The sequence below is a fragment of the Microcoleus sp. D2_18a_B4 genome (assembly GCF_036702475.1).
Lineage (GTDB): Bacteria > Cyanobacteriota > Cyanobacteriia > Cyanobacteriales > Microcoleaceae > Microcoleus.
Genome location: NZ_JAUBTL010000004.1, coordinates 68,465 through 88,744, shown reverse-complemented (window position 1 = coordinate 88,744; position 20,280 = coordinate 68,465). Strand labels below are relative to the sequence as shown.

Below are 20,280 nucleotides of genomic sequence, written 5' to 3'. Positions count from 1 at the left end.
TCACCCCCTGAACAAAATAAGATTGAGTAGATTCAGGGAGCGAGAGTTAAGAAAGTAGTTTGCTCTGAACAAACCCCGACGAATCTGCGCCAAGTCATAACTTTTAAAAATCACCCAAGGAAAATCAACGAAGCCATTGCCGATGGGGAGAAAATCAGTAGCAGGGTACAAAGCCTTGACATAACGCTCCAGTAACATACGAAACCTGTGGCTCACAGGCGAGTTTTCACTCTCTTCTGTAAATGAGCGTCGGAGAGTTTCATCAGCGACTAAGAAATGTAGGGGGACAGCGAAATACTGATCGCTGAAATTGCTAGAGTCGCTAAGTTGCTGCGTAGTCTCCTCATTTTGCTTCAGCTTTTGGATAAAATCAAGAGCGAAGTAAATTTCATTTTTTATATCTTCGGGGTAATTTTTTCGCATAATATTTTCCAAAGCATTTATGAATTCTGGTGTCGCGTATTTACTGACTTGGGAATAAGGGTCGAACCTGTAAAGAGATGTCACCGTGTTATTATTCATTGGGACGAGCAACAGTGAACCATCCACATAAAAAACCTGCGGGCTGAGTTCGATCTCCAACAAGTCAGCCATGCAAGAGCATTGGTCAAATAAGAAATCAACGCCTAACTCCAATAGAGACGGTAAGCTGATTTTCTTCCTTGTCTGTTCGTAGGAAACAGCAGAATTGGGTGAGCAAGTAGACTTCTGTATAAAGAATTTCGCCGATTCAAAAAAACAAGGCAAATGTTCGAGAGCAAGTTTAACATCTCGATCTTCTGGATGTAGACGTTGATGGCTCCGCAGCCGCTGCATGAGAGACTTGATACGGGTACTAAACGTCTCGCCCCCCGAATACATCCCTTTTCCGCCAATGGGAATCATTGCTGTGTTGCGTCCGCAGAGATATCCTGCACCCGTAATTCTCGTCATTATCGCTGTTCGCAAGACGAGCAAGGAACCTATCAAATTTGCGACGCGAGTGATCTGACTTTGTTGCTTGCTGGGTACATTGGTGAATACTTTTTCAACAATGTACACCGTCACTTTCTTAGGTTCGCGATCGTTATTTTTTCCCTCGGCAAAATCGCCCCGACCTCGATAGATGGTCTGAATAATTTCCATCAGGTTGTTTTCTATCTGAAACCTAGGTAGCTCGACGATTATGTGTTTTGCATGAGGAAAGGAAATGCCGCGAGAAGCTGATGATGTCATAAATACTACTCTAACCTGGTCTTTACATTCAAGGCGGCTTTCCTTGTCTGGATCTGAAAGGGAATGTATTTCCAGATAAGCCTTATTTTTATCGAATCGAGGCCGCCTCTTTTTGACCAAATCTATTAATTGTATCAGACGTTGCTTGTCCTGAATGTAAACCAGTAATTGGTCTGAATTTTGCTCAGAGACGTGGTGGATTATTTCGGTTACTAGGGAATCGTCCCGCGCTGACTGACCCAGTTTATTTTTAAGGGAGCCATCCTCATTAATTTTACAAGTCTCGAAGAAAACTTTGTAAGTGAGTTCAATAAGTCTTGCTGGATATGAGTTGGCGTTAATAATGGTGGAATCAATAATTCCTCGCCGTGCTGACTCATCAGTAAACGACTGAAAACTAAGCTCTAGTGGCTCTCGCTCATTCTCAACAGGAGAACAGTAAATCTTAGCCGGCTCCGCTTCCCTTGTACCGAGGTGCGGCTTAACAACTTCAACACCTATTAGGGAAGCGTCAGCAACAATCAGTTTAGTGTTAAAACCGTGCGATTTATCGAAGAGTTCAAGCTTTTTATCCAGCCATTTCTGCATGGCGTGAAACCACTCAACCCCAGCGCTATCGCCCGTCACTTCGTCAACCATAACAATGATGTTTCTCAGGCGTGAAGATAATTTAATCATTTCCTCTGAAATCACTTCACTCTGATTTGTAACCGAACGGAATAGTCTATGAAAGTTATCTAAGGAGTCTCCGTATTTATTCACTTTACGGAGGGACTGAGTAGAGCAGGTAATCACAATTTTACTCACGCCCTTATTGATGAGAACGTGACCAGCATCGCACAGGCTCCTAATCACTCCCGTCCCTGACTTTTTATCGTAGCCAAGCGAATTTCCTGAAAGACGACTTATTTCCTGTCTCGCTCTTGTGAGGTGCTTTCCCTCATCTCCAACGCCAATAAAAGTTACCCCTGACCAATTAAAAGTATTAGTATCGGCATTAGAAGAATATTTGACTGTTGGCAAGCCGTTATTGGCCGCAATGATAGCGTGGCTTGTATAAATGCAGTACAGGTCATCAGCAAACAAACGCCGCGATTCAGTTCTAAATTTATTGATTGTGTCTTCGTTAACCGATAGCCGCGGACTGACGTAGAACAGCAGGAAGCCCTCGTTAACGCGATCGCGAAGAAAATCCACCACTGTCGTTGTTTTCCCAATACCTGGATTTCCGGTCAGGAACAGATAGCGACAGGCGGATGACAGTTGTTCCTTTATTATTTGGGCATGAGCATTCCTTAGCGTAATTTTCTGAGGGAGGTTGTATTTTGAAGTAATCGAATCATCCAGAGAATCCGATGGATTGTGAAAATTACTAATTATTTCAGTGAAAGACACGGTTCTGTCCGCAGTGGTATTCATATCGCACAGCGAGTCAACAAATTCTTTTACTTTCTGTTCCTGGCGATCGCTCTTGAGTTCATATTCTCCTGCTGCACTGTTTCCAACGCTGACTCCCATTCCACCAGGTGCGTACAATAAACTATCGGCGACACTTCGCTTGATTAAATTGAGCATCTTAACAAGCGTCCGCTTATAACTATCGATTGAATTCTCTGTGTCAGACTTTTCCTGTCTCTTCATCGACTTATATGCTTCGGCGCAACGATCAAGGATGTCGAAATCTTCCCGTCCGACATTCAGAGTGCTAATTCCCTGCGTCGTGTAACCGATCGCCGTGACTTGGACAGTTGCATCCTTTGCTATCCTGTTCTCTGATTCGAGAAACTTGACAAAACTAGCGGAGTACGATGCCGCCTGCACCAACTTAACAAAGTCCTTGTCGTAATAAGAAAAAGCTGTCAGGTAATCCTTTATGTCACGCCCAATTATTAATTCTCGATTGCTTCCTTCCTTTGTGTCAATTTTTAAGTGATGATAAACACTTTTGGACATTAAACGATGCAGTTCCACTCCGAGAGACTCAAGGATTGATAAAGCACTCGATAAATTCCACAAATCGCAATGTTCTCGTTCCTCAGTTGCACCCTGATTTTCCCCTTCGTTCAACTCGCTGCTGTCATTGCTATCAACGGTGAATGCAGACAAATCAACGCAGACGATGCGATATTCCTTTTTTCCGCCTCCCTCCCCCTCTTTCGACATCAGCATTAATGTGTCCGCCTTTAAAAATTCCCCCGTTGTGGCGTATTTATTTATGTATCGGAAAACCTGATCAGGGGTAATGTCCAACTGGGAAAGGATTTGAGAATAGCGGTCATATTCGTTTTTTTCCAGCGTTCTCATGCTGGTTGCATCCGAAAGACAGCACTGCACGTACAGCAATTCCCAATATCTGCTTGTATTAGAGGAGTACCCGAACGCATCCATCAGTTCGTGCCATAAACCCAAACCGCCAAGATGACCCCGCAGAAGTAACAACTTGCCCCATGTTGCCCATATTCGCTGACTCTCCGCGTCAATAAATCCCTCTTTCAATTTCATTTGAACGAGGCTATTGATGACGCCTCGATGATTGAGTTTTTTCAAATCATCAATGAATAAACCCATGTGGGCGTATTTTATCCCTGTTTGATGGATGGCCGTCAATATTCCCGCGTTAAATGCTAGCTCGAAAAGATGTCCTTGTGCCTCTCTTATTTGCATTTACAGATCCTCTAAAACTTACAGATCCTTTAAAACGGGACAATATCGCCGTTGCTAATAACCCACCACTGGGGAGCGATTATCGATTCAACTCGCTCCTTAAGCATCGGATTGGAATAGGACTCAACCAAGCAGTCAACATAATGTTGAGGCAGCTCATCGGGAGCGCTTACTTCACGATCTACTAAGTAATTCTTAATTTCATCGAGAAGCAAGAGAGAGGAGTGAGATAGATTAATGTTGCTATTAATCGCATTCTCTTCAGAAATGGGAACGCTCAATGCGTTGTACACTTCTGTGAGAAATGCGATAGAATTCATTTGCACCGAAGAGATGCAGTGCCGACTTTTTGCTGCTGACCTGCCAATTGCATTGTCGCCGATAATATCATTTAGGGGGTCGAGTTTGAGGAACGATTTCTCTGCCTTAGTTTGGCTTTTTTCGTATTTTGAATAATGCAAGAGCGTTAACCCAAGCATGAGGTTATTTTTTAGTTCTCCCTCTTTGATGAGACCGTCCATTACCTTATTCACGTCAATTACGTCGCCAGGGTGGGCGTTGAGCAAGGTAGAATAAGTTGTCACAGTGTTGTAGAAAATACGATCTCGCTCTACAGCTTTTCCGGTGAACAAATTGAAAAATACTACCTGGGAACGATTGGGGTCATTAAATACGTTACTCAACTGGCGCACGTCCTGAACGTACAAAGTCTCTTCTTTCAGTTCCCCATCAATCCGCAAGGCGCTGTAACTGTCGTACAGAACCGGATATATTACCAGATCATCAGCAATCTTGAGGTATTTGATGAGTTCCTGCGACATGAAGAACAATTCATTTTGTTGGTCAGTCACGCGCAGGTGTTCAGAAAAGGGAGTGTTAGCTATGTATATAACGTGGCGAAACCCCTTGAGATACATATCGCTAATTGTGTCGCCCAGCACTGCTGGACAGCGATGCAGTTCATCCCCTCTGTAATTTCCCGCCAGACTTTTCACCATCCTCACTTTTAGACCTGTTTCTGTAGGCTCCACTGCCACAACTTCACCCGTCAAATTGGCAATGTAGTTTTCTCCCCAACGTGAGGAACGGGCGTCGCATTTGTTGCTTGAAACCATCACTATTAACAATGGCTCTATGGTTCTATTGTTATTGTTCTTAATTTTGTATTCCTGTGGCAACATTGAGTAGAGCGAACACTTGGCATTGGGAATTTTATAACGGTTAATATTCGGCATCACTATTCCTTGAGAATTCATCAACAAGGAGTCGCTCAATACATAACTCCATTCCTCCACTATTTGATGAATCAATGTTTCCTGCTGCGTTGTTTGGGCTTCTGGTGTTTGGTGCAGCAGCCACTGACCTACAAATATATTTTTATTTTTTCGCGCTTGAGATGTCAGAATATCTAATATTATGAAGCCAAGCGTCCGCCAAGTAAGCTCGTATATAAAACGCCCCCGTTCTGTGGCTTTTTCTAAAGGTACTTCAGTCACTTTAAACTCTATTAGTGAGCCAGGAAATACAAGGCTACTCATGTATTCCGATGCTTCATCAGCATTTTTGGGGAAGTTAGGTTTTTCCCCTAATAAGGGTGCGAGCATTTCGATGTTCTTTTTATCGCGAGCAAATTGCTTGCTTGGATCTTGACTTGCAAAACTATAGAACACGGGAAGCATTTGAATGTCGCCAATTTGATAGCTCATGTCGAACTCGCGCTTCTTACTCGTGCGGTAGAAGTTATCCGTCTCAAATGTCAGCGCTACAGGAAACTGGATGATGGCGTCTTTATTTGCCCCCTGTGCGGAGATGAAAACATACTTGAGGCATTTCTTCAGATCTTCCGACAATTCATTCTCGAAGAATCTACTCCTATTGCTGATTTCGCTCAAGTCTGACAGGAGCAGTTTTCGTGACAGCCCTATATTTACATTTTTTTCGGCAGAAAACCCAATTTTTTCCGTTTTTAAGTATTCCTTAAGAGCCTTGACCGTAGCTTCCAGTTTGTCAGCAACTAAGTATTCACTCATTTCACCAACAAACTTTCTCATTAAATCTTTCTTAGCCTCATCACTCTTAAGAGAGTCTTCTTTCAACTGAGGTAATACTTCTTCGGTAAATTGCTTGATTACATCAAAATTGATCACCTCCTGGTAACAATAATTTGGCGCTAGAGGGTTGGGACAAGCAAATGCAAAGTAATAAAGAACGAAAAACTTAAGTATTTTCTCAATGTGTTTCTTGCGCCTCTCCTGCGTTAGATCGTCCAAATCTATGTTATGCAACTTTGAATCCGGCTTAATCATCTCAAGCCCATACACAAATGAAGAATCGTAAAGAACCGGATTACTGACGCGCCCGTTTAACTTGAATTTGAGTCCAAAAGTTATTGAGGTAATGCTCTGATGTGGATCGTCTGTTTCTCCAATACAGCCATCGATTTTACCTAAAAGAGGTAACTCCGAGAAGGCATCCCGCCCAGAGAATAATTCTTGGATGTCTACAAGTACGCCCTGGTATGTTACTTCGTAATAAGCCTCTGGTTTCTTTTTGTCGTTGATGAATTTTTCCAGTGATCTAAGACGCCGGCTGTAGTCCCTCAAATAAAACGAGGCTTCGTCGAGTGATATTCCGCGTGGCTGTTGTTTCCCTTTAAGGGCAAACTGATGTATTAACTTACTTTTTGGCTTCGAGTCTCTAACGCGATCGCAATCTTCACCAATTATATTTGCCCAGGATTCCAAGTAAATTACTTCCGCCTCTCTTTTCAGGCGACCGATTGTTTCTTGATTGAGTAACTTTTCAAGTTGGCATAATTCATTAGAACCATTAGTTTTGAGTGACTCGATGCTCGTTCTCACATTTTGAATTACATAATCAGGATAATCCAAGTCCTGTTTTGTTTTCACAAATTGAACATAATTTTCCAGCCCAGTCACCACAAATTCGCGGAAGCGAGTTGCACTATTTATCTCTATTGTTACTTTGTGACTTCTGATTGTAGGAGTCGCTAATTCAGAAGCTAAGGTCAAATCATGCGAACTCAATCCAGTCATCGAAGGGAAGTGCCAAGCAAACAAGGAGGGCTGCTTTGGCATTGATGCCAGGGGTACAAGCATTGACTCGATTAACTCATCAATGGTCACTTCAGAGCTTTCTCGATCGGGCTTTGAGCTTTCTCCATCAGGCTTTGAGCTTTCTCCATCAGGCTTTGAGCTTTCTCCATCAGGCTTTGAGCTTTCTCCATCAGGCTCTGAGCTTTCTTCATCAGGCTCTGAGCTTTCTTCATCAGGCTCTGAGCCGTGGACTTTCCTAATAGCCTCGATTAATCTATTTGATAAAGCCGTTTTGATTTCTTGAATTTTTTCTCCGAAGGTTTCACGGCATTTTTCAACCATGTTTATTGTCGCTTTATAGGCTTTTTCTCCTGGCTCTAATGGAGGTCTTAATTCTTGATTTTTTGCGAGTTGAAAAGCCAAACAATGAATGTCTATAATTAACCTAAATCTTCCTGAAGGGATATCTTGTTTTAAGCAAAATATTGCTGCTCCGGTTTCTCGATTCAGTTCGTTAATAGTTTTTGCTAGCCAGTCGCTATAATCCAGCCTCGCCAGTTCATTCCTGTCTTCTTTTAACTCATTTTTCACGGGAACTAGCTCCTTCTTTTATGAGAAATGGTTGCGGATTGTTCACTGGTTAAGGGGATAAATTATTCTCATACAAGTAGAATGATTCAAAATATCATTTCATGTTCGCAAAAATAAACCATCTCTGGAGGTCGGTGTCGAGCTTACAGTTATAACAGATTGCAGGTGAATAGAGTATACTTTAATCCCAAGCACCCACGAAACTGGTTTACAAACTCGCTATCCGACTCTCCTTTTACCCTCATCTCAAGCAACAGCAGGGTCAGCAACCAACGCCCTCATATAATAGCAAAGAGGTCGGACATTGTGGGGCAAAGAACTGCAACTGAGTAAATCCCGATCTTTGCAGGGGCTTTTCAGCACCCAAGAGCTATCCTCTTTGAGGGTCAAGTCTGCTACGAATGGATCGTGGGAGCGGGAGTCAACATCAGTAGCACTCCGGTGAGACCGGATTGGGGAAGAAAGCGCTGATCGAGCAGGCCGGATTGCGAAAAGGCTCCTGAGCGACTTGCGGTGATGAATGTTTGGCTCAACTTTGGCAAGAGGAGTCTAACTCGAAGTTGCGGGGGTTTTCCAGTACCTAAGAGCTGCTGAGGGGCTGATATTCATGACTTGAAAATGGGCGGAAGTCATTATAGCATTGAGTAGTTATATTACACAGCAGGCGAAACTGAAACGGTGTTGGCGGTTGATTTACTTGCTCTACACGCACTTCTACAAAACTAGGATCCCTCAAGAGAAGTTCAAAAATCTCACTCTTCAAATATCGCGGACAATACCCGACAATGTAGTGGTCTTCTGTATTTAAAGTCAAGGCTTTAGAATCATAATGATTTTGAAATTCGTGAGCTAACCACAACTTTTCTCCTGTCTCTAAGCGGTTAATTCGCTCAATTGCACAGGGTGGCAAATACCGCAGTCCGTGCAAGAAAAAGTGAAGGCGATACCGCCCTTCTGAATCTGGCTCAGGAATGGGAAAAACAGTTAGAGTATCTGTTTCTCGCCGCCCACCGCTGCGGGCTAACATGGCAATTGGATCGCTTTCATGTTGAGTCAGATTTAGCCAGTGAAAAAAACTTGAGTAATCGGGGCGATTTTTCGGCATCAACCGATTAGCAAATACGGGAAATAAGTAGGTTGATGTATATACTTCACCTAAGCACGGAAACGAGGGTAAAGGTTCAAAACCGCACTTCTGTTGAGCTTCTAAAACGCCTTGCGTGTAGGTAAATTGGTAGTTGGTTCCGTCAAATGTTAGCTTGCCAATGGGAAACCAGGAGCGGCTATTTGGGTCTTGCCAAGCCAAAAAAAGCGTTGAGTGTGTTTTCACGGTAGCGTTTTCCTCAAGTTAAGCAGTCTGTGTTGATTGAATTCAATAATTTTTTGGGCAAACTCGGCTGCAATCGGTGAGATACGAGTGTTAGGAATTCGATGAAAAATATCCACTATACTCGCCTTTGAGATACTTTCAAGTCGCTCAAGCCATATATGCGCTGCATTCGGAAATCGACGTGCAGCGCAGTCAAATACATCAATTGTTTTGAGAGGCTTTTTATCATCAACGCTGCCATAAAACGCCGAGAAACATTTGTTAGCATAAGCCTCAACTGAGCGTTTTTGCCTTTGTCGATCTGAGAGGTCGCGCCCCAGACTGGAAGCATGATCGTAACTGGGTGCTAGGTGTGCTGTTTTGGATGTAGTGGACGCTAGATTTACTGTTTCGGATGCAATGGGTGCTAGGTGTGCTGTTTCGGATGTAGTAGGCACTGCCTTATTTCGGACAACACCCCAGTTTTCGTGGTGGCGATCGCCATTGCCAATCCACGCATCTAACAGAAGATAGCCGACAAACACTTCTACAGCTTTTTGGATGCCACTGGGTACTGTCCAACCAATGGGTAAGTTCACAGATTCATCAGAGATAATTCTCAACACTAGATCAATTGTATGTTGTGACAGGTTGTAGGTTGCAAAGGTCGGGTAATTTGGCACGATGGGAGTAAGAAGTTCGTTACCGTGAACGAGGGTGCCACCGTTAGGCAAAAAGTAAGAAGAGACTACACCGAGATTCCCCTCACTCGTGGCGGCCAGTTCATAATTAGCATGAGGAATTCCCAGTAATTCGCACAATTCGGAGGCCACTTTTTCTGCCCAATCTTCGCCTAAATCAAGTCTTGCTTGTTTGTACAGGCAGCGGCCGAGTTCTGGGTGTTCAAACCAAAACTTATACTTGCTTCCCATTGCCTCAGTCTTGGAGAGTTCGTAAGCTTGAGGGGTGACAATAATGATGGGAAATTCATCAGGCATAAATTGTTCAACCTATTTCTTTCGCCGCACTCGCAGTTCACAAATATAGCAACCGCTTTCGTCGGTTAGAACACAAAGTCTGGTAGGGTTCATGAATGAACCCTACCTTGTCTATAGCAGTATGACGACTGCTATAGAACCCATTTGACATATTGTAGCGATCGGACACCAGCAGCCGATCGGATTGCAGCAACCTTACGCCTCGAAAAGCTCTTTTTTGAGGTCGTTCGCTTTAAACCCATAAAAACCGCCTCAAAGGCGTGTTCAGCCCAAGGAATTTAGAGCGTTTTTGGAGTTTTCCTAAAACAACAGAAGCCTACATTGTACCCGCAAGGCACAGTGTAGGTAGTTCATGTAGTTTTACTTTAAAATCAGCTTCATTTTTCCAATCCCTCACCCACCAAAGCTTCCAGTTCAGCTAACAGCTTCTCTAGTTTCTTTTGCTTTTTGGGGTCATCCCAAACCTTAGACTTTTTCACTCGCTGCAAAGCTGCATCTACGCGACTTTTAAGCGAGCGATCCGGTGCAGTCGCCTCCCCTGTATTTTGGGCTTTTAAATCGGCAATGCGCTGTTTGATTTGGGTCAGGGAGAGGTCGAGAGCGATCGCCTCTTCTAACAATTGGGAGCGCTCTGAGCTATCCTTAACTCGGGCGATCGCTCTGGCTTTGGTATACTCAATCTGTCCTTTCCGCAGCGCTCCAATCACATCATCTGGCAGGTTCAGCAACGGGAGGCGATTGGTTCGGAAACTCTCTGGAGTGTACTTCCCGACGAGTGCAAATATATCGCTTACTATTTCCCACTCCGAGCTGTGGATAACGTTATCCACACCGGCGCGTTCCGGGTGCGCGGCCGCTCCGAGCAAAGCAATAACTGACGAAGAGGTAGAGTTCAATTTCATTGCCAGCAATTGCAGAATTCCCTCAGTTTCCTCAATCGCATTCAAATCTTCCCGCTGCAAGTTCTCCAGCAGTGCAATTTGCAGAGCCTCTGTGTCTGTCAGTTCCCGAATCACAACAGGAATCTCAGTCAAACCTAACGACGAAGCGGCTCGATAGCGCCGTTCTCCCGCTACCAATTCGTACTTGTTGCCATCTATTGGGCGTACCAGGAGCGGTTGCAGAATCCCTAGCTGCTTGACTGACTCCACCAGTTCTTGCATAGCTGTCGGATCGAAATAGCGGCGTGGCTGCTGCTGGGGCAAGACAATTTTGTGTATTGAGACAAGGGAGGATGCGGCATCTTCGCTGTCGCTGGTTCCTAATAGAGCCTCAACCCCTTTGATTTGATAAGGCTGACTGTCGCGCTTTTGATTCATGCCAGAGCTAAGAGTCCTTGTGCAATAGTATCGAGTACGGCGACGGCTGGATGTTTTGGATTGTACACGGCCAGAGGTACGTGTTGCTGTGACGCATCGGCGAAAGCGACAGTCCGAGGCACGGCAGGGTAAATCGCACCAATCTTCTCCAGAGAAGTAGTAATTGACTGCAAACTTTGAAAGGCCTGTACAGTACGGGTATCGTACAGCGTCGGAATCACTCCGGCAATCTGCAATTTCCGATTAGCGCGTTTCCTGACGCGAGCAATGGTTTGCAACAGCAATTCGGTTCCTTTGAGAGCTTTATATTCAGTCTGAATCGGAATTAAGACGTGAGTGGATGCAACTAGACTGATATAGGATAGGATGCCTAGCGAAGGAGGGCAGTCTATCAATATGAAGTCATAGTTCGAGCTAAGGGGGTCAATGACTTCTTTTAGCCGACTATCTCTCATGTCAGCCACCACCAGTTCCAGCTCTGCTCCGCTCAAATTAATATTAGAAGGGAGCAAGTCCATGTTGTGAAGGTTTTTGCGGAGCGCCGCGTCAGAACCGTTCATAATGGACTCGTAGACAGTTTCCTGCAACTCAGATGGCTCCAAGCCCATGAAGGCGGTAAGTGAGGCTTGGGGGTCCATATCTACTAACAAGACTTTTTGCGAACGCTTCGCCAAATGGTAGCCTAAATTCATTGTCAAACTGGTTTTGGAGACGCCACCTGACTGGTTGAACAGCGCAATAATTTTGCTCATCTATTTTTAAGCACGCAATAAACGTGTTGATTCAACAACAATATTAGTGGACTGCGGCTTATTCTAGGCTAATCTTTGAAATAACTTTGAGAACCGCCTCTGATAACTGCGATCGCAGTTAGCATTGAACTATCGCAGTTATCATTGAACTAGAGATGTTCAGCGCAGTCCCTACCCATAATCTTGGATTTGGGTGGGGTTCGTTCAAAGGTAGTGTTGAGTTAAATCGCTGATAATATCTAAGCTCATATTGTCAACTAATTTAGTCAGAGCCACAGCAAGAGGCTTCTGCGACAGGGGAATTCGCTCAATCAACAGCCTTACCGCTTGCTCATCTCCACAAGCGGCTGCTTTATAAAGCTTCTCAATCGACTCCCTCGGCAACACAGACAGCGACTCAGAAGTCAGTTGCACAAAAGGCTCATCCTGTTCGGACTTTCTCGGCGACTCCTCTTCATAGATATAGCGAACACCCAAATGAAGCGCCATCTTCTCAAAAATTACTGTTTCTCGGAACGGTTTGGCAACAAAGTCATCGAAGCCATTCGACAAAGCGAGTTTCTTGGTTTCAACAAACGCATTAGCGCTCAAAGCAATAATTTTTGTATTGGAGCCGTCAGGCAGAGAACGAATTTTTCGAGCAGCTTGAAAGCCGTCTAAAAGCGGCATTTTCAAATCCATCCAAATTAAATCCGGCTTGTACTTTTGCCACAATTTAACAGCCTCAGTTCCGTTATCCGCAAACCACAAAAGAAAGCCGGCTGACTTCAATATCTGAGTTAGTAGCAACCGATTTGCAGACTCATCGTCCGCTACCAGAATGCGATAATTTTGTTGGTTGGGTGCCAGTCCATTCACTTGTTTTTGAGGCTGGATGTCACGGACTTCGCTCTGTGTTGCACGACTCACTTTAATGTAAAAACTGAAAACCGTTCCTTTCCCCACAGAACTTTTGACCTTGATATCGCCACCCATCAGCTTGACGAAAGAGCGGCTGATGGGCAATCCCAAGCCCGTTCCCGTTTGTGATTTCCTGCCAGTTGCTGTTTGCACGAACGGCTTGAACAAACTGCTAAGCTCGTCAGGCGCAATCCCAGGACCTGTATCCTTCACTGAGAACTGGAGAAAGAATTTGGGTAACGGTTTTTTTGCCAGTGGCTGAAGGCATTTTACAGTCAGCTTCACCCTACCCGCCTCAGTAAATTTAACAGCATTACCTAACAAATTAATCAAAACTTGACGCAGCTTGCTTTCATCAGTTCGGATGTATTGCGGCACATCAGAACTGCGTTCAAAAACAAGTTGCAAGCCCGACGACTGAGTTTTGAGCTGAAATAAAAGTTTTAAGTCATCGAGCAAACTGTACAAGTCAACAGCAGTTTCTTCGAGGGTGATTTGACCTGCTTCAATTTTGGACAGCGACAAAATATCGTTGATTAGTTTCAACAAATGCTCGCCGTTGCGATTGATAATATTTAAACTCGGCTGCTGTTCCGGGGCAGTTTGTTTGGAGCGGACAAGAAGGTGGGCAAAGCCGATAATCGCATTCAGAGGCGTTCTCAATTCGTGGCTCATATTGGCCAGAAAGGTACTTTTAGCGCGATTGGCACTTTCGGCTGCAATTTTAGCTTGTTTTAGTTCCTTTGTTTTCTGTGCAACTTGCCGCTTTAAATCGCCAGAATATTCTTCTAACCGCTGGCGAGATGCTTTTAACTGGCAATTCATGCGCTCGAAAGCACAGGCTAGGGCTTCGAGTTCGGCAATACCGCTACCTAAAACTGTTGAGTCGAAGTCGCCACCAGCTATCGCCTCTGTTGCCGAAATTAACCGCAGCAGCCGCTGTTCTATTCTTAGGGAAATGGACAGCAAAAGGCAGATAGAAAGAACCAAAGCCAGTAGCACGAGCAAAATAGTGTTGCGGGTGTTGGCCTGAACTTTTTGGGTGAAGTCGGTTTCGGGTACAACTGCCACAATCAGCCAATTTAAGCCTTTCGGGTTTTTAAAAGGTCTGACTTGTAGCAAGTATAGTGAGTTGCTGGCAGTAAAGTTAAGATTTTGGCTGCTGTTAATAGCAGCGAGGCTGCCATAATGTTTAAGCAAATACTCTGTTGAAAGCTGGATTACTTTTTGTTGCAGAGCTTGGATGCTTTCTCGCTGCAGTCCGTCAACAGAAATAGACGGTTTTGGTTCAGTTACCTCGTTCCGAGCCACTAAACGTCCCGAACGGTCTAAGATAAAGGCTTGACAGTTAGGGCTAATGAGGAAATCGTGCAAGTTGAATGTTGAGGTTGGGGTGGGAAAAGCAGAATTTGTTTTTTGTTGAGGCAATATTGTTTTTGGAGAGTCTGACCCATTTCTTTCCCCATTTGGTTTGATTGTGACTCCGGCTGTTTGACTTGGGGAAAGTTGGTTTACCGAACCAATTGGAATTTGATTGTAAGTCCCTTCTCCTTTCCCAACCCCTTCTGTTAAGTAGTTGTCAAGGCGGTCAGAGATACGGCTCGTTGCTTCTCCCAATAGGTGTGCAACTACGTCATTCATTGTCTGTCGCCCTGTTTGAAAAGAAAGCCACCCCGTTAGAGCTAGTAAGATTGAAATCAAAAGAGCGTTGGGGACTGTAAGCACAACGCGCAGCGGGAGGGCAGACTTTTTTTGAACAGAGCTTTTTGGGCGGAACATTGGTTGAACAAAGGAGTGGAGAATGAGGAAAAAAACGTTCTTCTTCAGAGGGGAGTAACACCATCCGTAGAAGAGTTCTCCTCTTCTGGGTCACCATCCCCGCTCACTCTCGTTATGCTGCTTGACTAATCCCTATTAGTAGCGCAGCTTCAAACGAATCTGAATCAGTCAAAAGCCATAAATTCTCAGAGCGAGCGGTTAGGAAAACTGGTTTCTGCCTGACTCAGCGCGGGCAGTATTAAGGAGATGATTGGCATCTCAACTAACCCAAGCTGCGTGCTTAAAACCACTCTTGACTGGTAATGGGTAATGGGTAATTGGAACAATTTGAGATTTGAGATTTGAGATTTTAAATTGATGGCTCGCCGTTTATCCCGCTCTGTGCTTGACCCCGGAACGAATGCACTTGCCTAACTCTGTCTAACATGAGTTAGATATGAGTAGGCTTGTGTGAGCGCTAGTTTGGTTCTTCAAAAACTATTTTGGCTAGTTCGATAATCACAGACAAGTCTACTCCGGCTCGTGCAGCAGCATCGGCCGCCGATAGATTCTGATTTCTTACCAGAGCTAAAAATTGTCGCACGCTGTAGACTACTGGGTCGTTGGCTGCTGTGTAGCCTTTTTGAATGGCAATTAGCAATCCTTTTTCGACATCTGATGCTGCGGGGGCGCGACCTCTATCAACGTTCACAGTCGGCTCCATTCTTGGGGTGACGGGAGCGATGCGAATTCCTAAGTGTTCTGGTTCTTTGTTGGTAGGAACGATGTTGAAGTTGTAAAGTCGCTGTTTCCCTTTTGAATCTACAGTTTTGATTGAAAGGTTAGTGATGGTAGCTGTGGTAGCTCCCGGAAAATTGAGCGCTTGAATGGGACGCAAGAAAACAGTTTTGGCTTGGCCACTTGCCAACTGTGCGTCGGTGCTGAAAACTATTTTTGAGGGGTCGGCAATTAAAACGTAGGCGAGAGCTTCATCGGTTGAGCTGAAGTCGATCGCACTCGCGCGACCGGGATAGACTAAAATATCGATCGCACTATTGACGGCAATATCTCGACCCACAGTTTGATAGCCTGTTACTCTTGATTGAGCAAAAGCACAGTCGGGGTAGCTTGCAGTAGCGAACACTGCTGTGAACAAAAGCCCTCCGAGGGAAAGCATTATTGGAGATTGGATGCGATTCGTCATGGCAGTTATTCGTTGATGTTGAGAAAATTGTTGACAGTAGAAACGGGGATTTTATTTACTAATCGCAGTCGCGTTGGGGCGACTTAACCGTTTACCAACGGTTTGGTTATCGGTAAATGTTGAGAAAGCTGTTAACAGTAATAGAAACCGGGGTTCCCTTGTTAATCACAGCTACATTAGGGCGGTTTAAAAGTTCTTCAGTTGCTCTATCTGAGCGGCTTTCCATCCGTTTTGCCAGGGGGCTGAAGAAGCCATCGAGGACGGCTGACCAAATTTGCGGGTCTCGACTTTCAACGGTGGTTGTACTGCCCCCAAACCTACCGCTAATACTGCTAGAACTCCTGACTTTAGGCTCTGCGAATACTTGACCGACTCGTCCAACTCCCGACAGCACTGCGGTAAGGATATCCTGTCCGGCAATATCTGAACCTGGGTCGAAGTAGCCTGAAGCAATCAGTGGCCCTCCGCCCTCTCCTGCAATCAAAATTGCGCCTTCTGGAATGGGCTGCTGTTTAATCTGACCGTTTCTATCAGAGTAGACGAGCGCCACAGCAGTAGCTTGTACCATGCGATTGGTCAAGCTGACGGTGCTGGCTTTGGCAATGACAACCGTGCCTGCTGGAAAAGCAATAGAGCCGTCAGTTGCCGTTACGTCGGCTGTGAGGGTGACGGCAAATTTGTCGTAAAGCTGTTTGCCTGAGCCTTCATCCCACAACAGGGGAACCGAAACTATGCCGTTGGCTGTGGTTCCAAGGGGAACCTGAGCTGTTTGGGGCGTGCGGTTGAGAATGCCTTTTGCCCCTGGGGAATTTACTTGTTCTAGGGTTGGGGAGTTTGTTAAGGCAGAAGCCTCTGGAGCAGTTTCTGGGGAAAGGGTTTGAAATTCTGTATCGGCGGGCAAGGACGTTGGACGAGCGCTCAGTCGAGCCTCCGTCTCGATTGGGTTATCAGTAGAATCGGAACTTATTTGGGGGGAAAGGGGAGCCGGAGTTAATTGGTTAGTGGGGTTTTGGGAGTTGTCGGTGGTTTCGAGGCTGTCCCCTCCATAAGGAAACTCCGGGTGTAGCCTTTCCCCGCTGGCGTTATTTGGGTGGCTATATAGTTTTTCTGGGATTTGCTCGAAAGAAACGTATGAGGGTGGCGACTTTTGGTTGCCGATATTGACTGTTAGGAATTCAGTTGTTGGAGCTGGGTTCGTACTAGCGGCGGCGGTAGCCCTTGTTGTCGCTGAAGTGCTTGGTGTTGCACTCACGGCATTCGCTATTCGGTTAGGGTCAAAATTTCCCCTAATTTGTCCGAGTTGGGCGAGTTGGTTCCACCGCTCAAACGGGTCGATTTTTTCGGATGTTGGAGTTGGAATTAAAGGTGGGGGTACTAACGGTTTGAGTATGGGGGCTGGTGGGGGCGCGGGTGTTCTTTGCGGTATGGGTGCGGGTACTGTTACCGTCCGCACTACTGTTCGGGGTGCGGGTAGGGGTTCGCGTAGAGGAGTAGGTGGCGGTGCAGCGCTCCGGGTAGCGACTAGACGCGGAGTTCGCGGAGTTCGTGGGGTTCTTGACGGTTTGGGCGACGGTTCTGTTTTGGGTTTTGCGGTTTTTTGCGGTTTTTCGGCTAACAGTTTTTGTTGGTCTTGGTAAGCTAATTTAGCCAGTAACTCCGGTTTTTCATCTTTAATGGTGCCAGAAGAGCTTTCTTTTGGTGTTGATTGTGCGATAGGTTCGCGAGGTGATTTAGGTTTGATAAATTGCCAAATCAGCAGTCCTAGCAATAGTATTCCACCAGTCAATAGCAGTATTGTCACTGCTCTAGGAACGCCTCTTTCGGAAACAGGCGGGGGCAGTGGGCTTTCCTCATCTTGAGCGAGTTGATATTGAGTTTCAAGTGTTAGGGGTGCATTGGGGTCGAAATTAGCAATGAAGTTTTCATCAATATCATCGTCAGAAGGGGAAGGGTTTGGAGAGGGAAGGAGTGGGGGAGAGGAAGAGGGGGAGAGTGGGGGGTTTGTGTTGCTGCCGTCAGTTTTATTTGTCTCGACTGATGCACTCGCATGGTTATTCATACTTTTTGTTGTGTGGAAATTGGGGCTGTCGGGGCTGATACTCATTGGATTTTCGGCTGGTGGGGTTGTTGAATTATTCATGATTTGCTGATTAAAATTTTTGTGTTTTCAAACAACTTGAAAAACGAAAGATAGAAGATTGAGGAGCGAGGGGGAGAGAGGGAGAGAGAGGGAGAGTGGAAGAGGGGGGGAGTGGGGGAGTGGGAGAGTGGAATAGTGGGAGATTGGGGGAGTGGGGGAGTGGGGGAGTGGGGGAGTGGGGGAGAAAAGTGATTAGAGGTATGCTGTAAATAGGAAGATTTCCCGTTTTTAAGTAGATTGCAGTAGATAGCAACTCTTTTCAATCAAAGGAATTAAAAATTCTAAGCTGCCGTGCATTAAATTTGCAGATTTGGTTGGTGTAATGGGTGGGAAAAACCGTCAATTATTCTCCCTCTCCCCGTCTCCCCCACTCCCCCTCTCTCCCCCACTCCCCGTCTCCCCCACTCCCCTCTCCTCTACTCTTCCCTTCTATGGTTTGAATTCGACAATTCGGGAAATTTCTAATCCGGCTGCTCTCAAAGAGTGAATAGTCTTCTCTAATTCATTAGCGTTTTCTTTGAGAGGGGATTTGGGGATTTCTACGGCTTTGACGGTGAAGGTTCGATTAAACTGTTCTCGGCTTTCTCCAATGCCTTGCTCTAGCACTACGCGAGTAGCAATTACATCTATTTCCCAAACTCCTCTTTTTATTTCTCTGGGTTCCCCCATGTGAGAGATATAGACTCCAGAGCGGGTTTTTCCTGAATAGATGGTGTTGGGAACGAGTTTGGCAAGTTCGACCAGGGAAGCTTTACCAAACTCTGATTCCATCATCAAGGAACCCATCCAAGCAGTTGTAGGAACTTGGGAACCTTTAACTTTAATGCCGGGGTCGGGGTCATTTGTGCCGGGAATTTTGCCTGACCAAGCCCAGGTTAAATTTACCCAACTGGATACAAAATTTTGGATGATTTTCGGCTCTCTGTACAGTTCATCTTGTTCTGCAATTCGTGCTGCGGTTCCGTCTTTTAACTGGACAAAGGTAACTTTTCTTTGAGATAAGGCTCTCAAACTGACTGTATTTACTAAAACAGCAATTGTCAGGAGAAAAACAAAGCTTGTTAGCAGGACAAAGCACAAGGCTAAGGTGTTTTTAGATTCAGGGAGTAAGGGTTGTGATTGTGGAAATTTCATATTATCGAAGGGGATGGGGAGATGGGGGATAGAGAATAGGGAGATAGGGAGGGAATGGATTGGGAAACTGGGTTTGAGTAGTGAGTAACAACTCGGTTCGGTGAAGAAAAAGCTATCGGAATTTCCTTCCCCTAGATCAGTTTTCCCGCAATAACGCCGATCGCGTTACTGGCAATATCTGTAAGCTGTTTGGTGCTATTGGCGATCGCACTGTACAAAGCAGTTCCTCCACCCTTGGCTATTAACACGGCTAGAACGGGAGAAAACACAGCTAAAAAGAATAAAAAGGCGATATCTGTAACTAACTCTGCATCGGACTTGACAATCACTACAGCGACTAATCCAACGACGATGTTGTACCCCAATTGCACTCCAAATAACGACATAAATCCTATTAGCCAAGCCCAGATAGGTTTTCCTTGTAGTGGCAATAGTGATAAACCCATTGCCAGAGGTCCGAATAAAGCTGTTAGCAACAATGCTGCTTCTAAAATATTGACAAATGCCCACTGTACTGCTCTAAGAATTAAGCGAATGATGGGCAAGACAGTAGACCTAAAAACTTGTCCTGCAAAATCGCCATTTCCTATATCCTGAAGATTGGCAACATTGCCTAAGTTTTCGACAAATCGCTGCAAGCTTTTGAGAGGTCTTCCATTTTGCTGTTCGGCTGCCTGAAGGATTTGTTGAGCTGGCTGTTTTTTGCTGTTCCAACATTCCACTAAAGCTGCTCCAACTTTGCCCTGACATTCGCTGTAGAGTTTCTCAATCTCTTCTTTTCCAGCACTGGTGAGGTTAACGTCACTCAGGGCAGTTCTGAAGGTCATTTCTCCGACTTGAATTTTCATAATTTCTTGAACTTGAGTGCTGCCTACAGCTTTGATTAATTTGACACTTTCAGCCAAAACTTTGCCGTTATTGCTCAGAAATACTACAATCACAAGCGGCCAGATAAACATGGCTACTAGCTCTGACCAAGACTGTTTTTCAATGATTTCTTTGCCACTGGTGACAGCGAGGTAAGTAACAGATATTCCGGCAAGAATTAGTCCGAGTTTGACTAAGGCAATCCAGAGAGATGATTCTTGAGTGTTGAAGGTGTTAAACCAAACTAAATTCCACGATTCGACAGTTTTTTGAGAGACTTCTACGGCGTCGGAGAGAGTGTCGAGGGCTTGTCCTGCTGTGCTACTTTGGGCAATAAATTGTATTAGCATTGCGGTGTCTCCTTGCTGTGATT

At 45.2% G+C, this 20,280-nt stretch carries 11 protein-coding genes; all 11 read right to left on the bottom strand.

Annotated elements, in window-relative coordinates; all coding sequences use genetic code 11:
• Window positions 1-3,879 (bottom strand): hypothetical protein, encoded by a 3,879-nt coding sequence (locus QUB04_RS03695; RefSeq protein ID WP_333281187.1) that lies wholly within the window; start codon window positions 3,877-3,879, stop codon window positions 1-3.
• A gap of 29 nt (window positions 3,880-3,908) precedes the next feature.
• Window positions 3,909-7,526, bottom strand: coding sequence for a hypothetical protein (locus QUB04_RS03690; protein ID WP_333281184.1), 3,618 nt, complete (start codon window positions 7,524-7,526; stop codon window positions 3,909-3,911).
• 580 nt (window positions 7,527-8,106) lie between these two features.
• A complete protein-coding gene (locus tag QUB04_RS03685; RefSeq protein WP_333281181.1) occupies window positions 8,107-8,856 on the bottom strand; it encodes an HIRAN domain-containing protein in 750 nt (249 codons plus the stop codon).
• Window positions 8,853-9,833 (bottom strand): hypothetical protein, encoded by a 981-nt coding sequence (locus QUB04_RS03680; protein ID WP_333281178.1) that lies wholly within the window; start codon window positions 9,831-9,833, stop codon window positions 8,853-8,855. The genes QUB04_RS03685 and QUB04_RS03680 overlap by 4 nt, the downstream gene beginning before the upstream one ends.
• A gap of 377 nt (window positions 9,834-10,210) precedes the next feature.
• The gene (locus QUB04_RS03675) at window positions 10,211-11,152 is read right to left on the bottom strand and encodes a ParB/RepB/Spo0J family partition protein (RefSeq protein ID WP_333281176.1); all 942 of its coding nucleotides are present in this window, start codon (window positions 11,150-11,152) and stop codon (window positions 10,211-10,213) included.
• Window positions 11,149-11,904 carry an AAA family ATPase gene (locus QUB04_RS03670; protein ID WP_333281173.1) on the bottom strand — a complete coding sequence of 252 codons (756 nt, stop codon included), beginning with the start codon at window positions 11,902-11,904 and terminating at the stop codon, window positions 11,149-11,151. The genes QUB04_RS03675 and QUB04_RS03670 overlap by 4 nt, the downstream gene beginning before the upstream one ends.
• Window positions 11,905-12,108: 204 nt before the next feature.
• Complete coding sequence (locus tag QUB04_RS03665) at window positions 12,109-14,445, bottom strand: ATP-binding protein (RefSeq protein WP_333281170.1); 2,337 nt, start codon at window positions 14,443-14,445, stop codon at window positions 12,109-12,111.
• Window positions 14,446-15,040: 595 nt separating this feature from the next.
• Window positions 15,041-15,766: a hypothetical protein gene (locus QUB04_RS03660; RefSeq protein ID WP_333281167.1), complete on the bottom strand. Its 726-nt coding sequence runs from the start codon at window positions 15,764-15,766 to the stop codon at window positions 15,041-15,043.
• A gap of 106 nt (window positions 15,767-15,872) precedes the next feature.
• Window positions 15,873-17,906: a hypothetical protein gene (locus QUB04_RS03655; RefSeq protein ID WP_333281164.1), complete on the bottom strand. Its 2,034-nt coding sequence runs from the start codon at window positions 17,904-17,906 to the stop codon at window positions 15,873-15,875.
• A gap of 429 nt (window positions 17,907-18,335) precedes the next feature.
• On the bottom strand, window positions 18,336-19,040 hold the full coding sequence (locus tag QUB04_RS03650; RefSeq protein ID WP_333281161.1) for a hypothetical protein: 705 nt from the start codon (window positions 19,038-19,040) through the stop codon (window positions 18,336-18,338).
• 131 nt (window positions 19,041-19,171) lie between these two features.
• A complete protein-coding gene (locus tag QUB04_RS03645) occupies window positions 19,172-20,257 on the bottom strand; it encodes a hypothetical protein (protein WP_333281158.1) in 1,086 nt (361 codons plus the stop codon).
• Window positions 20,258-20,280 lie beyond the last annotated feature (23 nt).

What these genes read in the sequence shown, in the direction of transcription:
- QUB04_RS03695 (WP_333281187.1), bottom strand. Translation starts at nt 3,879, where the DNA reads ATGCAAATAAGAGAGGCACAAGGACATCTTTTCGAGCTAGCATTTAAC.
- QUB04_RS03650 (WP_333281161.1), bottom strand. Translation starts at nt 19,040, where the DNA reads ATGAAATTTCCACAATCACAACCCTTACTCCCTGAATCTAAAAACACC.
- QUB04_RS03645 (WP_333281158.1), bottom strand. Translation starts at nt 20,257, where the DNA reads ATGCTAATACAATTTATTGCCCAAAGTAGCACAGCAGGACAAGCCCTC.
- QUB04_RS03655 (WP_333281164.1), bottom strand. Translation starts at nt 17,906, where the DNA reads ATGAATAATTCAACAACCCCACCAGCCGAAAATCCAATGAGTATCAGC.
- QUB04_RS03680 (WP_333281178.1), bottom strand. Translation starts at nt 9,833, where the DNA reads ATGCCTGATGAATTTCCCATCATTATTGTCACCCCTCAAGCTTACGAA.
- QUB04_RS03660 (WP_333281167.1), bottom strand. Translation starts at nt 15,766, where the DNA reads ATGACGAATCGCATCCAATCTCCAATAATGCTTTCCCTCGGAGGGCTT.
- QUB04_RS03665 (WP_333281170.1), bottom strand. Translation starts at nt 14,445, where the DNA reads ATGAATGACGTAGTTGCACACCTATTGGGAGAAGCAACGAGCCGTATC.
- QUB04_RS03675 (WP_333281176.1), bottom strand. Translation starts at nt 11,152, where the DNA reads ATGAATCAAAAGCGCGACAGTCAGCCTTATCAAATCAAAGGGGTTGAG.
- QUB04_RS03670 (WP_333281173.1), bottom strand. Translation starts at nt 11,904, where the DNA reads ATGAGCAAAATTATTGCGCTGTTCAACCAGTCAGGTGGCGTCTCCAAA.